Genomic DNA, 24,870 nt, shown 5'->3' with positions numbered 1-24,870 from the left:
CTCGTTCCGGTCCTGATCGTTGGCGCGTTGTTGTGCGGTACGTGGAAGCGACCTCAGGCCGCAGCGTGTCTGAACTCGGGCGTGCGTCCGAGTCGGTCGAGGCTGAAGACGCCCCATGTGGCATTGGCATGGGCGTAGGCGCGATCGACGAAATGCGCATAGCGCCCCTCGGCGATGCGGTCGGCGGAGACCTCGTCTTCCTCGAGGAAGCTCCGCTGTCCGAACAGCTCGTCGATCGTCACCGCGACGTCGCCGCCGGGCTGGCGCACCAGCAGCACCCGCTGGCTCTCGTTGATCACCGTGCGCTCGCCCTCGAGGAACTGCTTGAGATCCACGATCGGCAGCAGGCTGCCGCGGATGTTGGCCACGCCGAGCATCCACGGCTGGGCCCCCGGCACGGCGGTGACCGGTGGCATCGGCAGGATTTCGATGACCTCGTCGAAGGCCGAGGCCAGCATGCGCCGGCCGATGCGGTAGCCCACCCCGCGCCACAGGCCGGGCGCGTCGAGCTGCTCGGGCAGTCCGACCACGTGCGCGAGGCTGCGCCGCTCGTATTCGGCCAGGAGTTCGAACGCACCGCCCCTGTGCGTGTCGCCCGGCTGGACAGTGGACATCAGCCGGCCAGCACCTGGTTGACCTGACTGATCAGCGCGTCCTCGCTGGGCGGCTTGACGATGTAGCCCTTGGCCCCCTGGCGCATACCCCACATGCGATCGGTCTCCATGCCCTTGGTGCTGATGATGATGACCGGGATGCCCGACGTGTCGGCATCCTTGGCAAGCGCCCGGGTGGCGTGGAAGCCGCTCATGCCGGGAAGGACCACGTCCATCAGGACCAGATCCGGGCGGTCGCGCTTGCAGGCTTCGATGCCGTCCTCGGCATTGTCCGATGCCGTGACCTGGTGCCCGTGGCGTTCCAGCCACTGGGTCAGCACGGCGGTATCGGTCGGCGAATCCTCGATCAACAGGATGCGAGCCATGTCCTGCCCCCTCAGGCGGTGACGTGTGTGCGGATCGCGTCGAGGAGTTCCTCGCGCGTGAACGGCTTGGTGACGTACTGCTCGGATCCCACGATCCGTCCGCGGGCCTTGTCGAACAGGCCGTCCTTGGACGAGAGCATGATCACCGGGGTGTTGCGGAAGACCTGGTTGTTCTTGATCAGCGCGCAGGTCTGATACCCGTCCAGGCGCGGCATCATGATGTCGACGAAGATGATCTGCGGGCGCTGGTCGGCGATCTTGGCCAGCGCCTCGAACCCATCGACCGCGGTGACCACCTCGGCACCTTCGCGCTTGAGCAGCGTCTCGGCGGTGCGCCGGATGGTTTTCGAGTCGTCGATCACCATCACCCGCAAGCCATCGAGGCTGCCGGCGGACGGCTTGTCGTCACTGGTCATGTTGTCTCCCCTGGTGCACGACGCGCCTGAAGCCGGCGTCGCTGCGAGCCGGTGTTATATCCCAGCCGGCCCTCGAACTGTCAACAATTTGCATCCGTAATGTGCGCCGCGCCTCGAAAACGCGGGCATGGGCGCCCGCATGCGCCCTGATAAGATCGTGCGCCCCGCCCAGCAGGTCGCACGCAATGCCGCTCGATGTCGTCGTGGTGATGGACCCGATCGCCGCGATCAGGATCGCGAAGGACTCCACGTTCGCGATGCTGCTCGAGGCGCAGCGCCGAGGCCACCGCCTGCACTACGTGATTCCCGGCGGCCTCGGCCTCGACGGCGGCGAGGCCGTTGCGCGGACGGCCCCGCTGACGGTGCGCGACGATCCGCGCGACTGGTTCACCCTCGGTCCGGAAGCGCCGCACCGGTTCGGCGCCCGCGACGTCGTGCTGATGCGCAAGGATCCGCCGGTCGATCCGGAATTCGTCGGCGACACCCAGATCCTCAGCCTCGCCCAGGGCCAGGGCGCGACGATCGTCAACGATCCCCGGGGTCTGCGCGACATGAACGAGAAGCTCGGCGCGCTGGCCTTCCCGCAGTGCTGCCCCCCCACCCGGGTCAGCCGCAACGCGGCCGAGCTCAAGGCCTTCGTCGCCGAGCACGGCGACGCGGTGCTCAAGCCGCTCGACGGCATGGGTGGCCGCTCGATCTTCCGCGCTGTCGCGGGGGACGCCAACCTCAACGTGATTCTCGAGACCCTCACCGACGGCGGCCGGCGCCTCGCCATGGCGCAGCGCTACCTGCCGGAGATCGTGGATGGCGACAAGCGCATCCTGCTGATCGACGGGGTGCCGGTGGACTACTGCCTGGCGCGGATCCCCCAGGGCGACGAGTTCCGCGGCAACCTCGCGGCCGGCGGCCGCGGCGAGGGCCGACCGCTCAGCGAGCGCGACCGTTGGATCGCCGCACAGGTCGGCCCGTCGCTCGCTGCGCGCGGCATGCGCTTCGTCGGACTCGACGTCATCGGCGACTGGCTCACCGAGGTCAACGTCACGAGCCCGACCTGCATCCGCGAGCTGGATGCCGAGTTCGGCCTCAACATCGCCGGCCTGCTGTTCGACGCGATCGAACGCGGTCCGGTCGCGGGTCCGCGCTGAGCACGCGCGATCCGCTGCCGGCCCCGACGGTGCCCGCCGCCACGCCGGCGGTGGACGAGGGCGCGCGCCTCGGCGCCACCCTGGTGCTGTCGCTGCTGGTGCATGGGCTGCTCGTGCTCGGGGTGGGGTTCGCCACCGAAGACGCCGCGCCGGTGATGCCGACGCTCGATGTCATCCTCACCGAGACCACCAGCCCGCTGACCCAGGCCCAGGCCGACTTCCTCGCCCAGGCCAGCAACCAGGGCGGCGGCGAACACGAGCGCAGCAACCGGCCGCGCGAGGCCCAGATCGGGCAGGTGCCACAGGACACCAGTGGCGTCGCGGCGATGGAGCTGCGCGCGCAATCGCCCGATGCGCAGCCGCCGACCCGGGACCGGGTGGTGGCGAGCACGCGCGGCGCGTCCGAGATGCCGGCGCCCGATCCGAGCCAGCAGACCGATCCGTCGACCCTGCCGCGCGGCGAACAGAAGATCGAGCGCGATCTGGCGATGGCCAGGCTGGCGGCCGAGATCCATCTGCGCTCCGAGCGGTATGCGCGGCGCCCCAAGCGCAAGTTCGTCTCCGCCAGTACCCAGGAATACGCCTACGCGGCCTACTTGCGGCAGTGGGTGGACCGGGTCGAGCGGGTCGGCAACCTCAACTATCCGGATGAGGCCCGCCGGCGGCAGCTGGCCGGCGAGCTGGTGATCAGCGTGGCCATCCGCCGTGACGGCAGCGTCGAGCGTGCCGACATCATCCGCAGCAGCGGCACCCGCCTCCTCGACGACGCCGCGCTCGGCATTGCCCGCCTGGCCGAGCCCTACCCGCCGCTGCCGGCCACCGAAGAGAACGTCGACGTCCTGCACGTGACCCGGACCTGGAACTTCCTGCCCGGCGGCACGCTGGTCGACGACTGAGCGCGGCGGCTTCGAGCGATCGTTGCGAGCGCTCGGGCCCAGCGGATCGCGCCGCGCGGTGCGCCGCCGACCTTCAACCTAGAGGTGGTGGCTCAGACCCGACATCCGGCCCAGATCCCGGAAATCGAATTCCGACCTGCCGACCCGGTGAACCAGGTGCTTCCTGAAGGCCAGTTCCAGCGTCTCGAGCTGCGCGCCGTCCAGAACGTCTTCCAGCCCTTCGAGACATAGCACGTCCCAGGGCGCACCCGGAAATCCGGGATCCATTTCCCGCGTGCAGGTCACGATGGAATACCGATTGACCAGTCGCTGGGCAAAATCGGCGTGCCAGTCGTCGAAGTTCGCGACGAAACCCGATTCCGTCAGGAGTTCTTCGAGGCTCTCGCCTGCGAACTGGTTCGGCATCGTGATGTAGGCGGCAATGGGAATGAGGATCTCCTTCCTGTCCCGCCATTTCCTCGCCAGAAACAACACGTCCTCGATCTGCGTGCATTCGTGGTTGAGGTCCATGGTCTCCAGGACGTCCGCATAGAGGTGTAGATTCCGCTCGCTTCGACTCGCCCACTCACGGCCCTCCACCTGGCCGATCGGCGTTTCGTCGTCGACCCAGACATGCCCCCTGTGCTCCAGACGACTGTTGCGCCATCGCTGGTCCACCACCGTTTTCAGGTACGTCTCGAGCAGCCCATCCGTGACGGTCCCGATGCCTTCGAATATCTCGTCTCCGCGATGCACACGCGCACCATTCCGCATGAACTCGAGAGTCCCCGAGGAACCGTCTCCGGCAAGGAACCTCCCTATTTCGAGCAGGTTTAGACCCGCATCGTCAGCGAGATGGATCGTGGTCATGGCGATTAGCTGAAACTCCGTCCGAACTTCGAAAGGTTCCGCACCCGTTCGCCACGAGCGCCCGCGTGCCGCCCCGGCCCGTTCCGGGACATTCCCAGGATTTCTGGAGACGACGAGTCGAGGCGCTTGCGCGATTCGGGCGTACGCGATGCGAACGCCTGCGATCCCGGATTGCGGGCAACGACATTATCTCCTCTGGATCGAGGCCGCCATGTCCGGGCGCCCGACGACCCGATCAGCCCCGACATGAAGTCTCGTGCACGTCCGGTCGGGATGGCGGGATGCGCTCGATGACCCACGCGCGTTTCCACTGCGTCCGTCGTGCTCAAGATCCTCGACGCTCGCACCTGAAATCCCGTTGTCTCGAATCCAGGCACGGCTGGCCGGCAGCGGGATCCGTCGCGACGTGCGGGCCACGTGCATGCAGTCCCCTGCGACGCGCAGCGCACTGCGGCTGCACGACGACCCGGCCCGGGCGCGAACGAGGCAGCCTCCGGCTCCGCGGATCCGAACGGGCCAACGCGGAGGCGCGAGAGGCGCTTACAGCCTGCGCCAGAGCGGACCGTCCCCGCGGCGCCAGAACACGCCGCGCGCCTGTCCGTAGATCGCATCGCTGTCGACCAGGCCGAAATAGCGGCCGTCCAGACTCGCCCCGCGATGGTCGCCGAGCACCAGCACCTGACCTTCGGGCACCACCAGGCCATCGATGTCGGGGCCGCCGCCGGCATCGAGAGCCAGCCGCGCCTGGCGTGCGCCGAAGTTCTCCGGCAGGCCGGGCGCGGGCGCCAGCGCCACCCCGTTGATCGTCAGATGCCCGTCCTGCAGGTCCACGCGGTCGCCTCCGACCGCGACCACCCGCTTGATCAGACGCGTGCCGTCCTCCGGCGATCGGAACACCACCACGTCGCCCGGAGCCGGCGCCGCGCCCGGCCACACGGTCCAGCCGGCCAGCGGGACCCGCACGCCGTAGGCACGCATGTCGACCACCACCCGGTCGCCGGGCATCAGCGTCGGTTCCATCGAGCCGCTGGGCACGTGGTAGTGATTGGCCAGCGAAGAACGCGCCACAACCAGCAACAGCAGCATCACGACCAGCGGAAGGCCTTCGCGGCGCAACCAGGAGCGGGCGCCACGGCGGGGTGACGGAGACGGGGCGGGCGCGGCGGGCAGACTGGGCTGTGACATCGTGGACTCCTGGGGACGCCCGCTTGGACCGGCCGCCACGGTCGGGGTTCCCCGCTCAGCCCGTAGCGCGACGGGCCTGCTGCTCGACCAGGGTCAGCGCCACGTTGTCGCGCAGGTAGGCCGGCTCGACGCGTTCCGGGGCGCCGGCTTCCCCACGCGCGAATGCGGCCGCGGCCAGTCGCGCCAGGTCGCGTGCACGCGGCAGCGCGCTGGCATTGATGGCGGCGAAGCGGCCTTCCAGCCGCGAGGCCAGGGCGCCGTCGGCGGCAGCGAATCCGGTGCCCACGCCGTGCCAGTCCGACGCATCGCCGCCGAATGCGAGCTGCCCGGGTGCACCGACCTGCTCGGCGCCGACGAGGCGCGGGCCGTCGTCCTCGATCGTGAACGCGCCGCTGTAGATCTCGCCCATGCGCGCGTCGATCGCGGCCAGCACCCGCGCACCGACGGGGGCATCGGCGCGCATGGCAAGCACTGCAAGCGTGGAGCACGCGACGACCGGGCGGTCCAGGGCCAACGCGATGCCCTGGGCCAGGGCGATCCCCAGACGCACCCCCGTGAACGCGCCCGGGCCCCGGCCGACCGCGATCGCGTCGAGCTGGCCGCGGGCGATGCCGGCCTCGGCCAGCAGGGCCTCGGCCCAAGGCAACGCCAGCTCGGCATGGCGCCGCGGCGCGACTTCGAATCGCTCGAGCACGCGGCCGTCGTCCCAGACGGCGACGGAGCAGGCCTCGGTGGCGGTGTCGAATGCGAGCAGCTTCATGACGGGATGTGGTCCGGATCCGGGCACCGGGCGGAGGCCCCGGTGACGTCGATTGTCGCAGCTGGAGACGCGAAGAACGCAGCGACGTCGGCGACCTCGCGCGTCCGCGGCAGGGGCGGCAGGGAGTCGAGGAATACAGCGCCATAGCCCTTGCCCAGCAGGCGGGGGTCACACAGCACGAGCACGCCGCGGTCGTTCTCGGTGCGGATCAGGCGTCCGACGCCCTGCTTGAGCGCGATCACCGCCTGCGGCAGTTGTTCGTCGCGGAACGGATTGCCGCCACTGCGCCGGATCGCGTCCAGGCGGGCCTCGAACACCGGGTCGTCCGGCGCCGCGAACGGCAGCTTGTCGATCACCACCACACTGAGCGCCTCGCCTGCGACGTCGACGCCTTCGCGGAAACTGGCAGCGCCCAGCAATACGCCGTTGCCCGATTCGCGAAACTGCTGCAACAGCACGTGCCGCGGTGCCTCGCCCTGCACGAACAGGGGCCAGGGACACCCGCCCGGGGTGGCGCGCAGCCGTGCGGCGCTTTCTCGCAGCGCGCGGTGCGACGCGAAAAGCACGAATGCCCGCCCGCCCGACGCGTCGAGCACCGGCCGGAGCGCTTCGATTACAGCGCGCGTGTACTCGCCACTGGCCGGCGGCGGCAGGCCCGGAGGCAGATAGCACAGGGCCTGGTGGGGCCAGTCGAACGGACTCGGGGCGTGCAGCGTGGTCGGCGCCTCCAGCCCGAGGCGCGTCGCGACATGGTCGAAGGCCCCATCCACAGTGAGCGTGGCCGAGGTGAACACCCACGCCGCATGCGAGGCCTCGCGCTGCGCGCGCAGCGGCCCCGACACGTCGAGTGGCGTGCGCTGCAGCCGGAAGCCGCGCGGCGTGAGCTCGTACCACAGCACGCTGTCGCCTTCTCCGGTGGCACGTGCCTCCGCCGCGGCCACGGCGGCCTCGGCTGCCGGCGAAGCGGGCCCTGCACCACCGGTCGCCATGGATCCGAGATGCTCCGGGTGTGCCGGCTCCGCGTCGACGTCGGCGAACATGGCGCCGGCGGTCGTGCCGTCGTTCCAGCGCCGCAGCCGGGCCAGACAGAGGTTGGCACGCGCATGGCAGCTGTCGAAGCCGGGCGACGCCCCACGAAGCGCGACCAGGGCATCGCGCAGGTGCAGCAGCGCCTCGTCGAGCACGTGCAGGGCATCTTCCACCGCCGGCTCGTAGAGCGCGCGGTACCGCGTGCCGCGTGCCGGCAGGCCGTCCATCGCGGCGCGCAGGCCACGTGTCGCCGCATCCAGGGCGGTCGCCGGCAGCTGCAGCACCGGCAGCGCGCCGGGCACGTCGCGACATTCGGCGAGTGCGTCGCGCGCCAGCTCGACCAGGGGCCGGGCACTGAGGCCGTCGCCGAAGAACTGTGCGGCGAGTTCCGGCAACTGGTGGGCCTCGTCGACGATGAAGGCCTGGGCCCCCGGCAGGATCTCGCCGAAACCCTCCTGCTTCAATGCGAGATCCGCGAGCAGCAGATGGTGGTTGACGACCACGACGTCGGCCGCCTGCGCACGCTGTCGCGCCTGCACCAGGAAGCACTCGCTCCAGAACGGACACTCGTTGCCGAGGCAGTTGTCCACGGTGGACGTGACCAGCGGCAGCAGCGGCGTGTCCTCCGGCAGGCCGTCGAGCTCGGCGATGTCGCCCATCCGTGTGCGCCCCGCCCAGGCGACGATGCGCTGGAACTGGGCAGCCAGCGCCGGCGTCGCCAGCTCGCGCACGGCATGATGCGGGGCGCCGCGGGCCTGCTCCAGCCGGTACAGGCACAGATAGTTCGCGCGCCCCTTGAGCAGCGCCGTGCGCAGGCCGCTGCCGAGCGCATCGCGCACACGCGGCAGGTCGCGGTGGTAGAGCTGGTCCTGCAATGCGCGCGTGCCGGTCGAGACGATGGTCTTCAAGCCCGACAACAGCGCGGGCACCAGGTAGGCGAAGGTCTTTCCCGTGCCCGTACCGGCCTCGGCGAGCAGGGTGCCGCGACGGTCGAGCGCCTCGGCCACGGCCATTGCCAGCTGCTGCTGCGCCGCGCGGGGGCGGAACGCGGAAATGCGCGCGGCGAGCAGGCCACCGTCGACCAGGGCATCGCGACTGCGCGCCGCCAGCCCGGCGGCGCCCGGATCGACCAGCGCCGCCGCGTCAGTAACGCTGGGGTCCTGCAACACGGCATCCATCGGCCTGGCCGCGTGCGGACGCCGCGCCGTCGACGTCGCCGGCCATCAGCCGGACCTGCTCGAGCGTGATCCAGTGCCGCCGGCACAACGGACCCACCTGCGAGCCGAGCGCGTAGCCACGCTCGGCGAGGACGCCGGCGCGCTCGAAGTCGCCCTGCAGGATGGCCAGCTCGGCCCGCTCCTGCAGCAGCGCCGGGTCGCCGTCGACGATGTCCAGCGCCTGGTCCAGCGCGGCCACCGCGGCATCGAGATCCCCCCCGGCCTCGAGCGCCACGGCACGCTCGCGCAGGTCCTCGACCATCGGATCGCGGATCGGCTGCACCGCGAGCTCACCGTCGCCGTCGCCGGCCGCGCCACGGATCATCGCCACCATCTCCTGCGGCGTGGCCTCGGTCGCGGGCTGGACAGCCGGGCCGGGTGCGGACACCGGCGTGGTGCAGGCGGCGAGTGCGAGCAGTCCGGCACACGCCAGGACACGGGATATCGGCGCAGCAGGCTTCACGGTCGGACCTCTTCGGGCGGTGCGGCAGGGGATGGCGTCGGCGCGTCCTCGGCGGGTGGGGCGCTCTCGTCGCGCCCGAAACCGAACCAGTCGCGCCAGCCGCGGCGCGGACTCTCGACCGGCGCGCCGCTGGCATCGACCGCGTTGCCGTTCTCGTCAACGTACGTCGGAGCGGGCGCGTAAGCCTGGCACGGCGCGTAGGGCGGCGCGTAGCCGCGCGCGAAGGCGAAGCGCTGCGCTCCGGGACATTCGGCCTCGGTGCTGTTGGACTGCGCGACCCAGTGCCATTCCAGCCCGTCGCTCCCGACATCCAGGGCGCTACTGGGCAGTCGTGCGAACAGCGCCGACCACACCCGCATCGCGCCGGTCGCACCGTACAGGCCGGTCTGCTCGTTCTGGTCGTTGCCCACCCAGACCACGGCGAGATGGTCGCCGGTCCAGCCCGCGAACCAGCTGTCGCGACCGTCGTTGCTGGTACCGGTCTTGCCGGCCGCGTTGAGCCGGCCCAGCCCGTCGTTGACCAGCTGGCGCCCGGTGCCGGACGTCACCGCATGTTGCAACGCCAGCGTGACCAGGCGCGCGGCGATCGCGTCGCCCTCGTGCGCCGGTGGCGGGGTGTCGTCATAGCGGCTCAGGACGCGTCCGTGCTCGTCGATGACGCCGCGCACCGCACGCAGCGGCTGGCGTTCGCCGCCCGAGGCGAGGAACTGGTAAAGCTGGGCCATGGCGTAGGGACTCTGGTCCAGCGAGCCGAGGATCAGCGACGGGTTGGCTGTCGCTTTCACGCTCGTGAGCACGTGGACCATGTCGGCCAGCGCGCGCGGGCCGACGTCCATGCCGATGCGCACCGTGGCCTGGTTATAGGAGCGCGCGAGCGCGTCGATCATGCGGACGGTGCCGTGGCTGCGGCCGTCGGAGTTGGTCGGCGACCAGTTGCGTCCGTTCTCCAGCGTGATCGACACCGGCGAATCGTCCACCCAGCTGGCGAGCGAGTAGCGCTGCGGCTGATTGCCGAGGGCGATCAGGAACACGAAGGGCTTGAGCAGCGAGCCCACCGGACGCTGTGCCTCGACCGCGCGGTTGAAGCCGTGCTCCACCGGGTCGCGACTGCCGACGGCGGCGACCACCTCACCGCTGTGGACATCGGTGACCACCAGACCCGCCTGCAATGCCGGGCGCCGGGGCGTCGAGATCTCCTTGAGCGTCCGCACCGTGGCACCCTCGGCATAGGCCTGGGCCGAGGGCGACATCGCACTCATCACCGACAGGCCGGCGCCCTGCAGCGCGCCGGCCGGGTAGTCGCGGGCCAGCTGCCGGCGGACGAGGTCGACATACCCGGGGAACCGGTTGGCCGCCACGCTGCCGGGTGTTTCCGTGACGCCCAGCGGCTGCTCGAGGGCGCGGTCGTGCGCGACCTGATCGATCAGGCCCGACTCCAGCATCTTGCCGAGCACGAAGTCGCGCCGCACCTTCGCGCGTCCAGGCTGGCGCCGCGGATCGTAGTGGGACGGGCCGCGGATGATGCCGACGAGCAGCGCGACCTGCTCGACCTCGAGATCGTCGAGTCGGCGGCCGAACCAGAACTCCGCGCCGGCAGCCACGCCGTGGATGGCCTGCGCACCACGCTGGCCGAGATAGACCTGGTTGAGGTAGGCCTCGAGGATCGCCCCCTTGTCGTAGCGGGCCTCCATCAGCAACGCGTAGAGGATTTCGTTGAACTTGCGGGTATAGGTCTGCTCGCGCCCGATGCCCAGCAGGCCGCTGCGCGCGAGCTGCTGGGTCAGCGTGCTCGCACCCTGGCGGGTCTCGCCCGCCCGCAGGTTGACGAATGCGGCGCGCGCCATGCCGCCGAGATCGATGCCGCGGTGATGGGCGAAGTCCTTGTCCTCCACCGCCTGCAGCGTGTCGGTGAGCAGCTCGGGCACCTCCTCCACGCGCACCAGCCGGCGTTCTTCCTGACGCTGCCCGTACAGCGTGGCGATGCGCGCGGCGTCCATGCGCGCGGCCTCGATCGCGCGTTCGCCGTCGCCGTCGCGCAGGCGAGAGACGCGGCCGCCCGACAGCGTGACCTGCACGCGGGCCGGCGCGACGACCCCGTCGACGTCGCGGAAACCCCGGCTCGAAATCGTCCAGCGGGCCCCGTCCACCGCGTAGGTACCGGGCTTGACGCCATCACCCTCGCGATAGCCTGCCGCATCGAGCTCGGTGCGCAGCGTCGCGGCATTCATCGCCACCCCCGGCGCGAGCTGGAGGGGACGCGCGTACACCCGGGTCGGCACCTGCCAGCGCAGTTCGCCGAAGCGCTCGCTCACCTGGCTGTTGAGATAGATCGTGTACGGAATCAGGAAGCCGAGGCCGAGACCGACAACCGCCAGCACGGCGGTGACCGCACGGCGGCGCCAGGCAGGCGATTGCGGGACGTCGTCGACGTCGTCTTCTTCGTCTTCGTACTCGATCCGTGCCATGGAAGTCCTGCCCGCGGCGGCGGGTCGATGTGGATGCCACAATAGCGCCGGGCAGTCTATCCCAGCGCTCTGGAGCCGGACCTGGCCCCGACCCGATCAGTCAGCTGGAGTTCCAACGCATGTCGTTTTCGCTGGCGGACGCGCGTTTTCAGTTCGTGCGCGCGTTCGGTCTCGCACGTCGCGGCCTCGCCAGCCTGCGCAGCCGGGGCATGCGCGCCACCTGGGACCGCGTCAGTGCCCAGCTGGGCGTGTTCGCCCCGCGCGCGCGCACGATGCTGCTCGCAGCGGATAACACGCCGTTCGCGCCGTTCACGGTGCCGTGCGCCGAGGCGCCCGAGGTCAGCGTCGTGATCCCGGTACATGGCCAGCTCGGGCACACCCTCGCCTGCCTGCGTGCGATCGCGGCCCATCCGCCGGGCACCGCGGTCGAGATCATCGTCCTGGACGATGCGAGCGCGGACGCGACACCTGACGTGCTGCCGCGCATCGGCGGCCTCCGCGTCCATACCATGCCGGGTAACGCGGGCTTCATCGGCGCCTGCAACGCCGGTGCCGCACAGGCGCGCGGCGCCTACCTCCTTTTCCTCAACAACGACACGATCCCGCAGCCGGGCTGGCTCGACGCGCTGCATGCGACCTTCGGGCAGCAGCCGCGCGCCGGAATCGTCGGCGCACAACTGCTCTATCCCGACGGGCGCCTGCAGGAATCGGGCACCATGCTGCGACGGGATGGCCGGGGCGAGAGCCGTGGCCGCTTCGCCGACCCGGACCATCCGCGCCTGCGATGGTGTGCCGACGTCGACTACGTGTCCGGCGCGGCGCTGATGCTGCCACGTCCTCTGTTCGATCGGCTGGGGGGCTTCGATCCGCACTACGCGCCGGCGTATTACGAGGACACCGACCTGGCGTTCAAGGTCCGCGCAGCTGGCCTGCGCGTGCTCGTGCAGCCTGCCGCACGTGTGGTCCATGTCGAGGGCGCGAGTGCCGGCACCGACCTTACCCGCGGCATGAAGGCCGCCCAGGTGCACAATCGCATCCGCTTTGCCGAGCGCTGGCACGAGGCGCTGGGCACGCGTCCGGCCGACCCGATTGAAGCGGGCGAGGTCCCGCGTCCCGGCGTGCGCCAGGTGCTGGTGATCGACAACCTCACCCCGGTGCCCGCGCGCGACTCGGCTTCGCTCCGCCTGGTCAACTTGATGCGCCTCCTCCGCGATTCCGGCATCCACGTGGTGTTCCTGCCGGCCGACCGGCGCCACGCCGGGGCATCGACGCGGGCCCTGCAGGCGTCGGGGGTCGAGGTCTGGCATGCGCCCTATGTGGGTGGCATGGCCCGCTGGATGCAGACGAATGGTCCGCGTTTCTCCCACGTGATGCTGTGCCGGCACTACATCGCGCGCGAGTTCCTGCCGCTGGTGCGTCGTCATGCGCCGGGGGCTGCCGTGCTGTTCGACAGCATCGATCTGCACTATGTCCGCGAGCTTCGTGGCGCGGAGATCGCGGACGATCCCGCCATGCGTCGCGCGGCGGAGCGGACGCGGGCACTGGAGCTCGATATGGTGCAGCGCTGCGACGCCACCCTGGTGGTCAGCCATGCGGAAGCCGAGGTTCTTGCGCGGGATGCGCCCGGCGCCCGGGTGGAGGTGCTGACGAACCTGCACGAAATCGCCGGGCCCGGCCTGCCGTTCTCGGCTCGTCGCGATCTGGTGTTCGTCGGCGGGTTCCGGCATCCGCCCAATACCGATGCAGTGGCGTGGTTCGTCGAAGCGATCTTTCCGCGGATCCGCTCGCATCTGCCGGACGTGCGGGTGCATTGCATCGGCGGCGACGTGCCCGAGCGGATCGCCGTGCTGGGCGGACGCGACGGCGTGGAGGTGCACGGCCACGTACCCGACATCGCGCCCTACATGGACGGATGCCGTATCGCCCTGGCCCCGCTTCGGTTCGGCGCAGGGGTGAAGGGCAAGGTCAACCTCAGCATGGCGCATGGCCAACCGGTGGTGGCCACCACGTGCGCCGCCGAAGGCATGCATCTGCACGATGGCGACGACGTGCTGATCGCGGACGATCCCGCGGACTTCGCCGACGCGGTGGTACGGCTCTACCGGGACGAGGCCCTGTGGGCGCGGCTGGCCGCCGGTGGTCTCGCCAACGTGCGCACCCACTTCTCGCTAGACGCCGCGCGCGGAACCGTAGCCCGCGTGTTCGCGGCGGACGCCGGACCCGCGCCTGGCGTGGGGACTCCGCTTCCGCTCAGTCCGTCCTGATCGAAGCGGTCCGCAGTCGCTGCTGGAACTCCGCATGCCCCGGCACGCCCGGATCGATCTCACGGGCGGTGGCGAGCGCCGCGCCGGCTCCGGAGATGTTGCCGGCGCCCAGCCTCTCGTCGCCGATCGCAAGCCAGCGCTGCGCGAGACGCCGCCGCGATTCGCGCAGCGCCGCAGCGTCGTCGCCCAGTGCGGCACGCGCATCCATGCAGTCGCGCGCACGCGCCAGATTGTTCGCGCGCAGGCCGGCGTCGAAGCACTGCTGCGCGGCCGGCAGCAGCCGCGCCGAGGCACGCGCCACGGCCGCATCGTCGGGCGCGAGCAGGCGCGCGGCGCGCAACCGGTCGTAGGCGCTTTCGCCCGGCGGCGACAGCAGGTCGCCCCGGGCCTCGGCAGCCGATGCGTCCGCCAGCAGGCGGGCGACGCGGCGCGTGCGCTCCGCCAGCGGAAGACGGGGGCCGAGCTGCGCATGGCGCACACGCGAGCGCTCGACGTGCTCGGCCGATGCGCGCACCGCGTCGCTGTCGGGCGCCAGCGCGCGCGCCTCGTGCAACTGCGCATCGGCCTCGGCGAAATTGAAATCACGTGCCTGGCGTTCGGCGCGCTGCGCGTACGCCGCGGCAGCGTCGGCCAGACCGCGCTGCGCGGCCGCGTCGTCCGGGTCGAACGCAAGCAGCGTGCGCCATTGGGCCACGCCGCGCTCGAGCTGCCCGGACTCGATGCTGGCCGTCGCCCGTCGGCGCAGGGCGTCGAGTTCCTCGGTCAGGCGCGCCTCGGTATCGGGCAGGTCGGCGTGGCCCGGGTCGTGGACACGGGCGGACGCGATGCGTGTGCCGGCCGCCTGCAGATCGCCTGCGCGCAGCGCGGCGCGCGCCGCTTCGAGCACGGTGGCCAGGACCTCGTCGCGACCGCGCAGGGCCTCGGCATGACCGGGCTCGAGTTCGAGAATGCGCCGGTACCCCGACAGCGCGGTGTCACCGTCGCCGTCGAGCCTGCCGGCGGCCTGCGCCGCCCTGGCCTGGAGCAGGATGTCCTCGAGTCCGGCGCCCGCTGCCTCCCGGCGCCGCAGGTCGGTCGCGACGGCGATGACCGCATCGCGCGGCGCGGCGAGTTCGCGCGCCAGGCGCAGCAGGCGGTGGGCGTCGTCGAAGCGACCTGCCGCACTGGCCGAACGGGCTTGAACGACCGCCGCCTCGGCGACCTGGGCGAGCCCGGCGCGCGGACGCACGTCGTCGGGATCAAGCGCCTGCGCCGCCTCGTAGAGCTGGCGCGCGCCGCTGCCGTCCTCGGCGTCGAGCCGGCCCTCGCGCACCGCGAGCGCCGCATCGTCGAGCAGCGCCTGCGCGCGCGTCTCCGGCCACAGCCGGTCCACGACCACCAGGCGCACCAGCAGGACCAGGCCCACCAGCAGCACGGTGATCGCGAGGAGGATCCAGCGCCAGTGCGGGTGCCAGCGCCGCGCAGCCGACGCGCGGCGGGCGAGCGGTTCGCGGTCGCCGGGTCGCGCGACGCGCGGGGCGGGCTCGTCGGGTTCGGGGCGGGCGCGGTTCACGCCGGGCAGTATGGGAGCGCGGCATGAATGGTGGCGTCACCGCCCCGCATCACGTGCGCTGCGCCCGCTCCACCCCGGGCAGGCTGTCGAGCTTGCCGAGCAGGCGGGCGAGCTGGCCGTAATCGCCCACGCGGAGCCGCAACCGCAACTGCACGCGCGACAGCGGCCGGTGATCGCTCTGGATCGACAGCACGTGCACGTCTTCCTGCGCGATCAGGTTGCTGAGGTCCTTCAGCAGGTGCTTGCGGTCGACGGCCTCGACCAGGATGTCCGACTCGTGTCCACCGGCCGCTCCTCCCCACTCCACCGGGAGCACCCGCTGCGGCTGGCCCGCCGACAGACGCAGAAAGGCGGCGCAGTCGCGGCGGTGGACGGTCACTCCACGACCCCGGGTCAGATAACCGGCGATCGGCTCGCCCGGCACCGGGCGGCAGCAACGCGCGGTCTGCACCAGCAGGTTGTCGACGCCGACCACCCGGAAAGCCGCCTCGCCGGCGCGCGGTGCGCGCCGTGGCCGCCGCAGTGCGAGCGTCGGCTCGGCGGCCTCACTCGGCGCCGCGCGTTCGCGCTCGAGTTCCAGCAGCGCGCGCCCCACCTGGTTGGGCCCGACGTCGCCGAGCGCGACCAGCACGTGCAGGTCGTCGGCCGTCGCCGCGTTGAAGCGGGCCAGCACGGGAGCCAGATCGGCCTGCAACAGGCCGAGCCGACGCAGGTCCTTCTCCAGCAGCTCGCGGCCGGCCTGGACGTTGCGCTCGCGGTCGAGCTTGTGGAACCACGAGCGCACCTTCTCGCGCGACCGTGGACTGGCCAGAAAGCCGTTGGCCGCGACCAGCCAGTCGCGCCGCGGCGCCGGCGTCTTCGCGGTGAGGATCTCGACACGCTCGCCGCTGCGCAGCGCGTAGTCGAGCGGCACGATGCGGCCGTCGACCTTGGCGCCGCGGCACCGGTGTCCCACCATCGTGTGCACGTGATAGGCGAAGTCCAGCGGGGTCGCGCCGTGGGGCAGATCGATCACCTCGCCTTTCGGTGTCAGCACGAAGACGCGGTCCTCGGACAGTTCCGTGCCCAGCGCGTCGGCCAGGCCGTCGCCGTCGCTGCGCGCCGGATCGGCATGCGCTTCGAGCAGGCGGCGCATCCATTCGATCCGTCGTTCCAGGGCCGCGCTGCCGGCGGACGATGCGCGCTGCGACCCGCCCGTCTCCTTGTAGCGCCAGTGGGCGGCCACGCCCAGTTCCGAGGCCTCGTGCATGTCGCGGGTGCGGATCTGCACCTCGAGGGTCTTGCCCTCCGGTCCCAGCACCGCGGTATGGAGGGAGCGGTAATCGTTGTGCTTGGGCCGCGCGATGTAGTCGTCGAACTCGCCCGGCACCGGTGTCCACAGGGCGTGGACCACGCCCAGCGCGGCGTAGCAGGCCGGCACGTCCTCGACCAGGATACGCACCGCGCGCAGATCGTAGAGCTCGCCGATCGGCACCTGCTTCTTCTGCATCTTCCGCCAGATACTGTAGATGTGCTTCGGCCGCCCGGCGACCTCGGCGCGCAGGCCTTGGGCCGCGAGGGCCTCGTCCAGCGCGGTGCGTACGGTTTCGACGTAGCGCTCGCGGCCGGCGCGGGTGTCGTCGAGCAGGCCGGCAATGCGCCGGTAGAGCTCCGGCTGCAGATAGCGGAATGCCAGATCCTCGAGCTCCCACTTGAGCTGCCAGATGCCCAGCCGGTTGGCCAGAGGCGCATGGATGTCGCGGGTGAGCAGGGCCAGCGCCATCCGGCTGTCCGGGTCGCCATGGGCAGCGGCACGCATCTGCGCCAGTTGCCGGGCCAGCAGCACCAGCACGACGCGCAGGTCGCGCACAAGAGCCAGCAGCAGACGACGCAGCCCTTCCGGGTTGCCGGCGCCGCCGTGCTCGGCATGCAGCGACCACACCTTGCGCGCCGCCTGCAGACCGTCGAGCAACGGCGCGAGCCCGGGCAACTGCGCCTGCATCGGTTCGCGCCAGGCGGGCACCGCATCCGCGATCGCCGCGCCGGCCACGTCGGCATCGCTCCCCAGTCGCGCCAGCGCACCGAGCGTATCCACCAGCACGGCCTCGTCCGTCGGACCCGCGCCGTCGATCTCGCCCGGCATCGCCTCGATCGCGCGCCTCAGCGCAGCGCCGGGCGCGGCCAGCGAGGGCAGCGCCAGCAAGCGGTCGCGCAGGGGGTCCGGATGCACGGTCATCGAATCGGCGCAGGCAATGGACGGTCTACACTAGCCCCGGTCCGACCCGAGGAACAGGGCATGCGCATCGTCCACTGCATTCTGCGCGTCGCCGTCTCGCGTGCTCGTTTCGGCTGTTCGCGCCCATCGCCGGGATCGCTGCCGCAGTGATCGACGGCCTGTCGGGCATGCACAGGCTCATGGTCGGGCGACAGCCATCGCGCGAAGGACGAACGCGTACGCTGGATCCTGCGATGCGCCCTTGCCGCTCCATTCCCTCCATCGCCCTCGCGGGCACCCTTCGGAGTCATCACATGCCGTCCATCCGCCCGGGTCTGATTCTCGCCGCCGCGTTGTCCATCGCTGCAGTTCCGTCCCTCGCCCAGGAGCGCGTGCAGCAGCGGATGAGCGCCGAGGAGTTCCGCGCCACCGGGCTTGACACCCTGGACCCTGCGCAGCTGGCGAGGCTCGACGCCTGGTTCGCGCGGCAGCTCGCATCGGCGCAGGCCGAGACCGACGGGGCGCCCGCCGATCGCGGCGGATCCCTACGCCCTGCCCGCGCACCCGAAGCGCCGGTCGACAGCACCCTGGCGGGCACGTTCTCGGGGTTCGCGAAGGGCCGCGAGTACGCTCTGGCCAATGGCCAGGTCTGGCGCCAGATCGACGCCGCTCAGCTTCCCGGCGTGACCCTGCAGGCGCCGGCGGTGGAGATCCGGCCGGCACGCCTCGGCGGCTGGTGGATGCGGGTCGGCGCCTACAACACGCGGGCCAAAGTGGAACGCGTCAGGTAAGCGCCGCCACCCGGGCGGCGAGCTTCTTCGGCGACACGCCCCCCTTGGCGCCCAGCTCCTGCGCGAACAGCGATACCCGCAGCTCCTCGATGTCCCAGCGCAGCGCCTGCCAGTCGGGTGCGTCGCCACGTCCGCGTGCGGCAGCCTCGGCCAGTGCATCGACGAACGGTTTGACATCGAGCATCCGCTGCTGGTCGCGCAACGGATCCCGTTGGCCGCGCTCGGCGCGCAGCGACAGCGCGCGCAACCAGCGCGGATACTCGGCGAGCGCAGCCGCCGGCACCGTATGCAGAAAACCGGGCGGCACCAGGGCGTCGAGCTGGGCCCGCATGTCATCGAGATTGGCGCGCGCCCAGCCCATGAGTTTCGATTCCAGGCGGCCCCGGATCTCGGCCACCAGCTCGAGAATGGATTCCGCCTGACGCAGGCGCGCCATGGCCTCGCCGAACAGGGCCTTGCCGATCGCGTCGCGGTGCGCGCCGAACGCGGCTGCGTCGCGGATCGAACCGAGGCCCTCGGCCAGCAGCGCCTCGAGCGCACCGTCGACCAGATCCTCCCGCAGGCGATCGCCGGGCTTGCCCGATCGCGGCGCGGTCGACTCGATCGCCGCGTACAGCAGCGCGGTCTTCGGGGCCACCGGCAACTGCTTGCGTGCCTGGCGCACACGGTCGGCCAGCGCCAATACGAGGAGGCGGCGCACACCCTGCGGATGCAGGCGCCGGGCCTCGAGTGCATCGGCGTGCACCGCGAGCGAGACGCTGTCGCCGTCGTCCTGCAGCGCCGGGTACGCCGGCAGGCCGCCGGCTCCGGGGATCGAAAGCGGGATCGGCGTGTCGGGAAACGCGTGCAGCACCCGACGTTGCAGGCTGCCGGCGGCGTGCGCGGCGAAGGCCTGCGCGGCCCGTTCACCGAAGCGTGCGCGCAGGTCGTCGAGATCCCGCGACTCGGCGAGCACGACCGTGCCGCGGCGGTCGCGTCCGGTGTCCACCAGCCGCAGATTCGCGCGAAGGTGGGGCTCGAGCGCCGCCTCGTCGAAATCCAGCGCGGCGATGTCCACGCCTCCGAGCTTCTTCAGAAACCGCGCCAGCGTCCCGGACACGCTGTCGGCATCGCCCTCGCGCCAGGCCTGGGCGAAGGCGCGCGCGAAGTCCGGGGCGGGCACGAAGTTGCGGCGCAGCGCCTTCGGCAGACTGCGGATCAGCGCCGCGGCCTTGTCCTCGACGAAGCCCGGCGCAAGCCAGGTCAGGCGGACGGGATCGATCGCATTGAGCAGGTGCAGGGGCACCGAGACGGTCATGCCGTCATCGGGGGCGCCCGGCTCGAACCGGTAGCTCACCGCGAGCCTCGCCTCGCCGAGCGGCAGATACGCGGGGAACAGCTCCGCGTCGACGCCATCGGCGACCAGCAGGTCGTCGCGGCTCCATTCCAGCGCGCGTCGCGCCGCCTCGGGCGCCTTGCGCCACCACGCATCCAGGGCCTGCGCGGACAGCACGTCGGCCGGCAGGCGCTGTGCGTACCACTGCGCCATCCAGTCCTCGTCGACCACGAGACCCGCCCGCCGCTGCTTGGCCTCCTCCTCGCGGGCACGCTCGAGCGTGCGCAGGTTGCGTTCGACGAACGTCGCGCGCGTGTTGATCTCGCCGGCCACCAGGCCGTCGCGCAGGAACAGCGCGCGGGACTCTTCCGGATACAGCCGCCCGTAATCGACCGGTTTCTTCGGTGCCAGCACCAGGCCGAACAGGCTGATCTGCTCGCTGCCGATCACCCGCCCCTGGCCGCGCGACCAGCGCGGGTCGTGGTGGCGTCGCGCGAGCAGATGATCGAGCTCGTGGATCACCCAGTCCGGCTCGATCGCAGCATTGGTCAAGGCCCACACTTTCTCGGTGTCAAGCAGCGTCGCCGACAGCACCCACGGCGGCGGCTTCCTCGACAGCGGCGAGCCCGGGAACAGCTGGAACCGCCGGCCGCGCGGGCCTTCGTACTGGCTGGAGACCCGCCCGCCGCCGCCGGGATCGGCGCGGTGGCCGATCTGGGTGGGCAGCCCGGCCATCAGGGCCCGATGCAGCGCGACGTAGGCCGCCGTCTCGGCGCGGGCGGCCGCCCGCGCGTCGCCTTCCAGCGGCGCGGAGGACGCCGCGATCGTCCAGCCCAGGTCTTCGCACTGCAGGCGCAACTGCCGATGCAGCTCACGCCATTCGCGCATGCGCAAGAACCCGAGGAAGTTGCGGTCGCACCATTTGCGCAGCTGCGACTGGGTGAGATCGGCATGCGCCTGCCGATAGGCCTCCCACAGGGTCACGATGCCGGCGAATTCGGATTTCGGATCCGCGAACTGGGCGTGTGCGGCATCGGCCGCGCCGCGCTGGTCGGCGGGCCGTTCGCGCGGGTCCTGGATGCCGAGGAACGACGTGATCGCCAGCATCGCGTCGAGGCAGCCGTGTTCGCGTGCGGCGACGAGCATGCGCGCGAGCTTGGCGTCGACCGGCAGCTTCGCCATCGTGCGGCCGGTGGCGGTGAGCCCGCGCTGGGCGTCGACCGCACCCAGCTCGGTCAGCTGTTGCCAGCCGTCGGCGATCGCGCGCGGATCGGGCGGTTCGACGAACGGAAACGCCTCGATGTCGCCCAGACCCAGTGACAGCATGCGCAGGATCACCCCGGCCAGCGCCGCGCGCCGGATCTCGGGATCCGTGTAGGCCGGTCGCGATTCGAAGTCGGCCTCGGAGAACACCCGGTAGCAGGTGCCCGGGGCGATGCGACCGCAGCGGCCCTTGCGCTGGTCGGCGCTGGCCTGGCTGACCGGCTCGATGTGCAGGCGGTCGAGCTTCTGCCGCGGGCTGTACCGCTTGACGCGCGCGAGCCCGGGATCGACCACGTAATGGATGCGCGGCACCGTCAGCGATGTTTCGGCGACGTTCGTCGCGAGCACGATGCGTCGCTGCGGCCCTGGATTGAACACCCGGTCCTGGTCGTTCGCCGACAGCCGCGCGTACAGCGGCAACACCTCGGTGTGGCGGTACTTGCGCCGCTCAAGTGCCTGGTGGACATCGCGGATCTCGCGCTCGCCGGGCAGGAAGACGAGGGTGTCCCCGGTGCCGCGCTCGCGCATGATCTCGTCGCAGACCGCCACGATGCCGTCGAGCACGCTGCGCTCGCCCGCCGCGTCACCCTCGCCCTCCAGCGGGCGGTAGCGCACTTCCACCGGGTAACCGCGGCCTTCCACGTCGACCACCGGCGCACCACCGAAGTGCGCGGCGAACCGGGCCGTGTCGATCGTCGCGGAGGTCACGATCAGCTTCAGGTCAGGGCGACGTCCCAACAGCTGCTTCAGATAGCCGAGCAGAAAATCGATGTTGAGACTGCGCTCGTGGGCCTCGTCGACGATGATCGTGTCGTAGGCCGACAGCCAGCGGTCCGACGCGATCTCCGCCAGCAGGATGCCGTCGGTCATGAACTTGATCGCGGTGGCGTCACCGACGTTGTCGTTGAAGCGGACCTGGTAACCCACCGCGCCGCCCAGCGGCACCTGCAGTTCCTCGGCGACGCGCCGCGCGACCGTGCGTGCGGCGATCCGGCGCGGCTGGGTGCAGCCGATCATCCCGGCCGCGCCGCGTCCTGCGGCGAGGCACAGCTTCGGCAGCTGTGTGGTCTTGCCCGAGCCCGTCTCGCCCGCGACCACCACCACCTGGTGGGCCTGGATCAACTCGACGATCTCGTCCGCCTTGCCGGCGATCGGCAGGGCCGGATCGACCTCGGCGCGCGGCAGGCGCTGCGCACGGGCTGCCCGCTGGTCGAGGGAGGCGGCGAGGCGCGCTTCGAATGCCGCCCGTGCCGCGCCGTCGGACGGTGCCCGCGACCAGCGCCCGAGCAGTCCGAGCAGGCGCCCCCGGTCGCGTGTGCCGGCCGCATCGATCGCGCGACGCGCCTGCCGCAATGCGGTCGACGCGTCGTTCACCGCTGGGTCGCTGGAATGCTGCGTCACGCCGGAACCGTTCCCAAGTCACATATCCACAACGGATGCACTCCTATTGTGGGCGCATCCCTCTACCGGAGCCACGCATGGGCAAGTCCAGCAAGTCCAAAAAGCACGATGAGACACCCGTCGCACCTGCGGTCGCCTCGCCGGACGCGCATTCGTCGGCACCGGCCATCGATATCGGGATCAGCGACGAGGATCGCAAGGCGGTCGCCCAGCACCTCTCGGTCTTTCTGGCCGACGCCTACACGCTCTATCTGAAGACCCACAACTTCCACTGGAACGTCACCGGGCCGATGTTCAACGCCCTGCACGTGATGTTCGAGGGCCAGTACACCGAGCAGTGGAACGCGCTCGACGAGATCGCCGAACGGATCCGCGCGCTCGGCTACAACGCCCCGGGCTCGTACGCCGAGTTCATCTCGCTGTCGTCGATCCGCGAGGAGCCGGGCCTCGAGAAAGCGCCCGACTGGCGCGAGATGGTGCGCCAGCTCGTCGTGGGCAACGAGGCGGTCTGCCGCAGCGCGCGCAAGGCGCTGGAAGTCGCGGACGACGCCGATGACGACCCGACCGAGGACATGCTGACCCAGCGCCTGCAGACCCACGAGAAGAACGCCTGGATGCTGCGCTCGCTGCTGCAGTAAGCACCGGATCCACGGCTTCGCGACGCCCGGTCCGCCGGGCGTCGTCGTGTCCGGGCGCCGGCGAGCCGCAGCGCGGCGTGGTCCTCGCGGCCCGAGACGTCAACGGTGCGGATACAGCGGGTCCAGATCCTCCGCCCGCGGTCGTGTCCGCGCTTCACGCCGGACGCCGCGCCGGAACGCCGAATGGAGGCGCGCGCGCGCCTCGCCGAGATCACCGCCGCCCCAGCGTGCGTGCTGCCAGGCCTGCAGGGCCTCGCGCTGCACGGGATCGGCGACGCTGCGTTGCAGGGTGTCGAGATCCGGCGCCGGCGGGTGGACCAGCGCGCGAAGCGCGCGTTCGATCTCGGCGGGGTCCCCTGCGCGGAGCAGGTCGCGCAGCACGCGGGTGGACGTCCGGGTCGAGTCGCCGACGCCCATCGCACGCCCCGGCGCATCGGTCCGCGGTCGCGCGCCACGCCGGTAGAGCCACGCCGCCAGTCCGGCGGTCGCCAGCCAGAGCAGTGCGAACCCGCCCGTGAGCCAGGCCCAGTACCCGTCGCCACCGGAGGTGCCGCCCATGTCGGCACGCGGGCCGATGTCTGCCGTATCGACAGGCGCGGGCAGTGCGTCCAGCGCGGATGCGTTCGCGGCCACGTCCAGCGTCACGGCGGGCGCCGTGGCGACACGCGCGGCGCCGGAGCCGACATCCCACCAGGCGATGGACGGCCCTTCGACCCGCATCGCGCCGGCCGCCTGCGGCACCACGGCGTAACGTCGGGTGAGGCGGACGCGCGGCCGGCCCGCGTCGATGGTCTCGTCGTACTGCGGCGGCTCGGCGAGTACCTGCGCGTTGTCCGGCGCGCGCAGGGTCACGTCGGGAAGCTGGGTGCCGACCGCACCGTCGAAGACCGCCTCGAGCACGAAGCCAGCGGCACTGCCGACGCGGGCCGTCGTGGGAGCATCGAGCCAGCGGACCTCGACCCCATGCACCGGCAGCCACGCCGGGCCGGCAGCCGCCGGCACGGCGCGCACCGACAGCAGGCTGGGCGGTCCATTGGCCGACAATTCGCGCGGGCCGCGATTGAACAGTCCATCGAACATGCCGCCACGCACCCCGCGCCCGGTGAACCGCGCGCCGGGGATCGTCAGCGTGCCGCTGCGTTCGGGCACGAGCAGAAAACGCCGCTCGACGACGGTGTAGCGCTGACCGCCGATGTCACGGGTGTACTGCGTGTCGTCGCCGACGCGCTGCAGCGAGGCGCCTTGCGGCGGTGGCTGTTCCAGCTGGCCCGACACCAGCGAAACCGCATAGTGCAGCCGCAGCGTATAGGCCACGGCCTGCTGCACGTACGGCGACTGCGCATCGACCTCGGCCTCGATGAAGACCGCCGCGCCGTCCCGGGCCGCGCTGATCGCGGCCGGCCCGACGCTCAGCTGCAGCGCCGGTGTCGCAGTAGCGCCGACCGGCACGGCCGGTACGTCCAGCAGCCCCTCGCGGCGTGGCCGCAGCGCGACGCCGTACAGGGTGCGCACGACCTGCCGTCCGCCCTGGATGTCCACGTGGCGCCGGCTGGTATGTCCGCTGAGCGCGTACTCCCGTTCGAGCGGGCGCCAGTCGGGTGCTGAAGCCTCGTCGGTCTCGACGTTGAGGGTCGTGGACTCGCCGAGCGCGATGCGGTCGCGGTCGAGCCATGCACGCGTCTGTGCCTGGGCGACACCGACCGCCAGCAGGCAACAGCCGATGATCCAGATTGCGATCGCATGGAATGCCCTGGGTCCGCTCATCGCCCGGCCTCCCGCCGCCGGCGCTCGTGTTCGAGCCGGAACTTGGCCCGCAGCAGGCCGCCCGGATCGTCGGGCAGGCGGCGCAGCCAGGCTTCATTGGCCTGCCGGCGTTCGTCGGCCTCGCGTCCCGGCTCCGCGGCCCCGGCACCCGGCGGTTGCGCTTCCGGCCGATCGGCACCGCCCGCGTCGAGGGCCTCCTGCATGCGCGCGCGTTGCTCGGCATCCGCCTCGCGCTGGGCGGCCGGATCCGCCGGCGCGGGCTCGCCGGCGTCCGTGCCCTGCCG

General features: G+C 71.4%; 18 protein-coding genes and 1 pseudogene. 5 read left to right on the top strand and 14 right to left on the bottom strand.

Going from position 1 to position 24,870, the window contains the following annotated elements; all coding sequences use genetic code 11:
* Positions 1-53: 53 nt before the first annotated feature.
* From H0E82_RS02330 to pilG, 3 genes are read right to left on the bottom strand one after another with little or no spacing between them, the layout of a single operon-like run.
* Complete coding sequence (locus H0E82_RS02330) at positions 54-614, bottom strand: chemotaxis protein CheW (RefSeq protein ID WP_180543375.1); 561 nt, start codon at positions 612-614, stop codon at positions 54-56.
* Positions 614-979: a response regulator gene (locus H0E82_RS02325; RefSeq protein ID WP_180543374.1), complete on the bottom strand. Its 366-nt coding sequence runs from the start codon at positions 977-979 to the stop codon at positions 614-616. The genes H0E82_RS02330 and H0E82_RS02325 overlap by 1 nt, the downstream gene beginning before the upstream one ends.
* A gap of 11 nt (positions 980-990) precedes the next feature.
* Positions 991-1,395, bottom strand: a complete 405-nt coding sequence (pilG, locus tag H0E82_RS02320; RefSeq protein ID WP_180543373.1) for a twitching motility response regulator PilG — start codon at positions 1,393-1,395, stop codon at positions 991-993.
* A gap of 185 nt (positions 1,396-1,580) precedes the next feature.
* Between pilG and gshB the strand changes: the two genes are divergently transcribed.
* Both gshB and H0E82_RS02310 read left to right on the top strand, forming a co-directional pair.
* Complete coding sequence (gene gshB, locus H0E82_RS02315) at positions 1,581-2,540, top strand: glutathione synthase (protein WP_180543372.1); 960 nt, start codon at positions 1,581-1,583, stop codon at positions 2,538-2,540.
* Positions 2,537-3,436: an energy transducer TonB gene (locus H0E82_RS02310; protein WP_425600307.1), complete on the top strand. Its 900-nt coding sequence runs from the start codon at positions 2,537-2,539 to the stop codon at positions 3,434-3,436. The genes gshB and H0E82_RS02310 overlap by 4 nt, the downstream gene beginning before the upstream one ends.
* 78 nt (positions 3,437-3,514) lie before the next feature.
* On the opposite strand, the gene H0E82_RS02305 is transcribed toward H0E82_RS02310, so the two are convergent.
* The 6 genes from H0E82_RS02305 to mrcB form a co-directional block, all read right to left on the bottom strand.
* On the bottom strand, positions 3,515-4,285 hold the full coding sequence (locus tag H0E82_RS02305) for a hypothetical protein (RefSeq protein ID WP_180543371.1): 771 nt from the start codon (positions 4,283-4,285) through the stop codon (positions 3,515-3,517).
* A 540-nt stretch (positions 4,286-4,825) separates the two neighbouring features.
* Positions 4,826-5,455, bottom strand: a complete 630-nt coding sequence (lepB, locus tag H0E82_RS02300; protein ID WP_425600306.1) for a signal peptidase I — start codon at positions 5,453-5,455, stop codon at positions 4,826-4,828.
* Positions 5,456-5,525: 70 nt separating this feature from the next.
* Positions 5,526-6,230: a tRNA (adenosine(37)-N6)-threonylcarbamoyltransferase complex dimerization subunit type 1 TsaB gene (gene tsaB, locus H0E82_RS02295; RefSeq protein ID WP_180543369.1), complete on the bottom strand. Its 705-nt coding sequence runs from the start codon at positions 6,228-6,230 to the stop codon at positions 5,526-5,528.
* Positions 6,227-8,425, bottom strand: a complete 2,199-nt coding sequence (yoaA, locus tag H0E82_RS02290; RefSeq protein ID WP_425600304.1) for a DNA repair helicase YoaA — start codon at positions 8,423-8,425, stop codon at positions 6,227-6,229. The genes tsaB and yoaA overlap by 4 nt, the downstream gene beginning before the upstream one ends.
* Positions 8,403-8,939: a tetratricopeptide repeat protein gene (locus tag H0E82_RS02285; RefSeq protein WP_328796936.1), complete on the bottom strand. Its 537-nt coding sequence runs from the start codon at positions 8,937-8,939 to the stop codon at positions 8,403-8,405. Before H0E82_RS02285 ends, yoaA begins: the two co-directional genes overlap by 23 nt.
* Positions 8,936-11,404: a penicillin-binding protein 1B gene (gene mrcB, locus H0E82_RS02280; protein WP_180543367.1), complete on the bottom strand. Its 2,469-nt coding sequence runs from the start codon at positions 11,402-11,404 to the stop codon at positions 8,936-8,938. The genes H0E82_RS02285 and mrcB overlap by 4 nt, the downstream gene beginning before the upstream one ends.
* A 119-nt stretch (positions 11,405-11,523) precedes the next feature.
* Between mrcB and H0E82_RS02275 the strand changes: the two genes are divergently transcribed.
* Positions 11,524-13,668, top strand: coding sequence for a glycosyltransferase (locus tag H0E82_RS02275; RefSeq protein WP_180543366.1), 2,145 nt, complete (start codon positions 11,524-11,526; stop codon positions 13,666-13,668).
* Here the strand turns inward: H0E82_RS02275 and H0E82_RS02270 are convergent.
* Positions 13,655-15,220: a hypothetical protein gene (locus tag H0E82_RS02270; RefSeq protein ID WP_180543365.1), complete on the bottom strand. Its 1,566-nt coding sequence runs from the start codon at positions 15,218-15,220 to the stop codon at positions 13,655-13,657. The genes H0E82_RS02275 and H0E82_RS02270 overlap by 14 nt on opposite strands.
* A gap of 49 nt (positions 15,221-15,269) precedes the next feature.
* Entirely contained in the window at positions 15,270-17,435 is a 2,166-nt protein-coding gene (locus tag H0E82_RS02265; RefSeq protein WP_180543364.1) for a bifunctional (p)ppGpp synthetase/guanosine-3',5'-bis(diphosphate) 3'-pyrophosphohydrolase, read from the bottom strand.
* Positions 17,436-17,728: 293 nt separating this feature from the next.
* Between H0E82_RS02265 and H0E82_RS02260 the strand changes: the two genes are divergently transcribed.
* Positions 17,729-18,205: a hypothetical protein gene (locus tag H0E82_RS02260; RefSeq protein WP_180543363.1), complete on the top strand. Its 477-nt coding sequence runs from the start codon at positions 17,729-17,731 to the stop codon at positions 18,203-18,205.
* Here H0E82_RS02260 and hrpA read toward each other — a convergent pair.
* Positions 18,198-22,157 (bottom strand): ATP-dependent RNA helicase HrpA, encoded by a 3,960-nt coding sequence (hrpA, locus tag H0E82_RS02255; protein ID WP_180543362.1) that lies wholly within the window; start codon positions 22,155-22,157, stop codon positions 18,198-18,200. The genes H0E82_RS02260 and hrpA overlap by 8 nt on opposite strands.
* Before the next feature lie 104 nt (positions 22,158-22,261).
* On the opposite strand from hrpA, the gene H0E82_RS02250 reads away from it, so the two are divergent.
* Positions 22,262-22,822 carry a Dps family protein gene (locus H0E82_RS02250; RefSeq protein ID WP_180543361.1) on the top strand — a complete coding sequence of 187 codons (561 nt, stop codon included), beginning with the start codon at positions 22,262-22,264 and terminating at the stop codon, positions 22,820-22,822.
* 99 nt (positions 22,823-22,921) lie between these two features.
* Here the strand turns inward: H0E82_RS02250 and H0E82_RS02245 are convergent, their stop codons facing one another.
* Together H0E82_RS02245 and H0E82_RS02240 are read right to left on the bottom strand one after the other, a co-directional pair.
* Positions 22,922-24,586 carry a BatD family protein gene (locus tag H0E82_RS02245; RefSeq protein WP_180543360.1) on the bottom strand — a complete coding sequence of 555 codons (1,665 nt, stop codon included), beginning with the start codon at positions 24,584-24,586 and terminating at the stop codon, positions 22,922-22,924.
* Positions 24,583-24,870, bottom strand: a pseudogene (locus H0E82_RS02240) (hypothetical protein); the annotation flags it as partial. The gene H0E82_RS02245 and the pseudogene H0E82_RS02240, both read right to left, overlap by 4 nt.

Source organism: Luteimonas deserti, from assembly GCF_013425765.1.
In the GTDB taxonomy this organism is placed as follows: Bacteria; Pseudomonadota; Gammaproteobacteria; order Xanthomonadales; family Xanthomonadaceae; genus Luteimonas; species Luteimonas deserti.
Note: the sequence above shows the minus strand (reverse complement) of the source record. Positions and strands in the feature narration are given on the sequence as shown.

What these genes read in the sequence shown, in the direction of transcription:
- H0E82_RS02330 (WP_180543375.1), bottom strand. Translation starts at nt 614, where the DNA reads ATGTCCACTGTCCAGCCGGGCGACACGCACAGGGGCGGTGCGTTCGAA.
- H0E82_RS02325 (WP_180543374.1), bottom strand. Translation starts at nt 979, where the DNA reads ATGGCTCGCATCCTGTTGATCGAGGATTCGCCGACCGATACCGCCGTG.
- pilG (WP_180543373.1), bottom strand. Translation starts at nt 1,395, where the DNA reads ATGACCAGTGACGACAAGCCGTCCGCCGGCAGCCTCGATGGCTTGCGG.
- gshB (WP_180543372.1), top strand. Translation starts at nt 1,581, where the DNA reads ATGCCGCTCGATGTCGTCGTGGTGATGGACCCGATCGCCGCGATCAGG.
- H0E82_RS02305 (WP_180543371.1), bottom strand. Translation starts at nt 4,285, where the DNA reads ATGACCACGATCCATCTCGCTGACGATGCGGGTCTAAACCTGCTCGAA.
- tsaB (WP_180543369.1), bottom strand. Translation starts at nt 6,230, where the DNA reads ATGAAGCTGCTCGCATTCGACACCGCCACCGAGGCCTGCTCCGTCGCC.
- mrcB (WP_180543367.1), bottom strand. Translation starts at nt 11,404, where the DNA reads ATGGCACGGATCGAGTACGAAGACGAAGAAGACGACGTCGACGACGTC.
- H0E82_RS02275 (WP_180543366.1), top strand. Translation starts at nt 11,524, where the DNA reads ATGTCGTTTTCGCTGGCGGACGCGCGTTTTCAGTTCGTGCGCGCGTTC.
- H0E82_RS02265 (WP_180543364.1), bottom strand. Translation starts at nt 17,435, where the DNA reads ATGACCGTGCATCCGGACCCCCTGCGCGACCGCTTGCTGGCGCTGCCC.
- H0E82_RS02260 (WP_180543363.1), top strand. Translation starts at nt 17,729, where the DNA reads ATGCCGTCCATCCGCCCGGGTCTGATTCTCGCCGCCGCGTTGTCCATC.
- H0E82_RS02250 (WP_180543361.1), top strand. Translation starts at nt 22,262, where the DNA reads ATGGGCAAGTCCAGCAAGTCCAAAAAGCACGATGAGACACCCGTCGCA.
- H0E82_RS02245 (WP_180543360.1), bottom strand. Translation starts at nt 24,586, where the DNA reads ATGAGCGGACCCAGGGCATTCCATGCGATCGCAATCTGGATCATCGGC.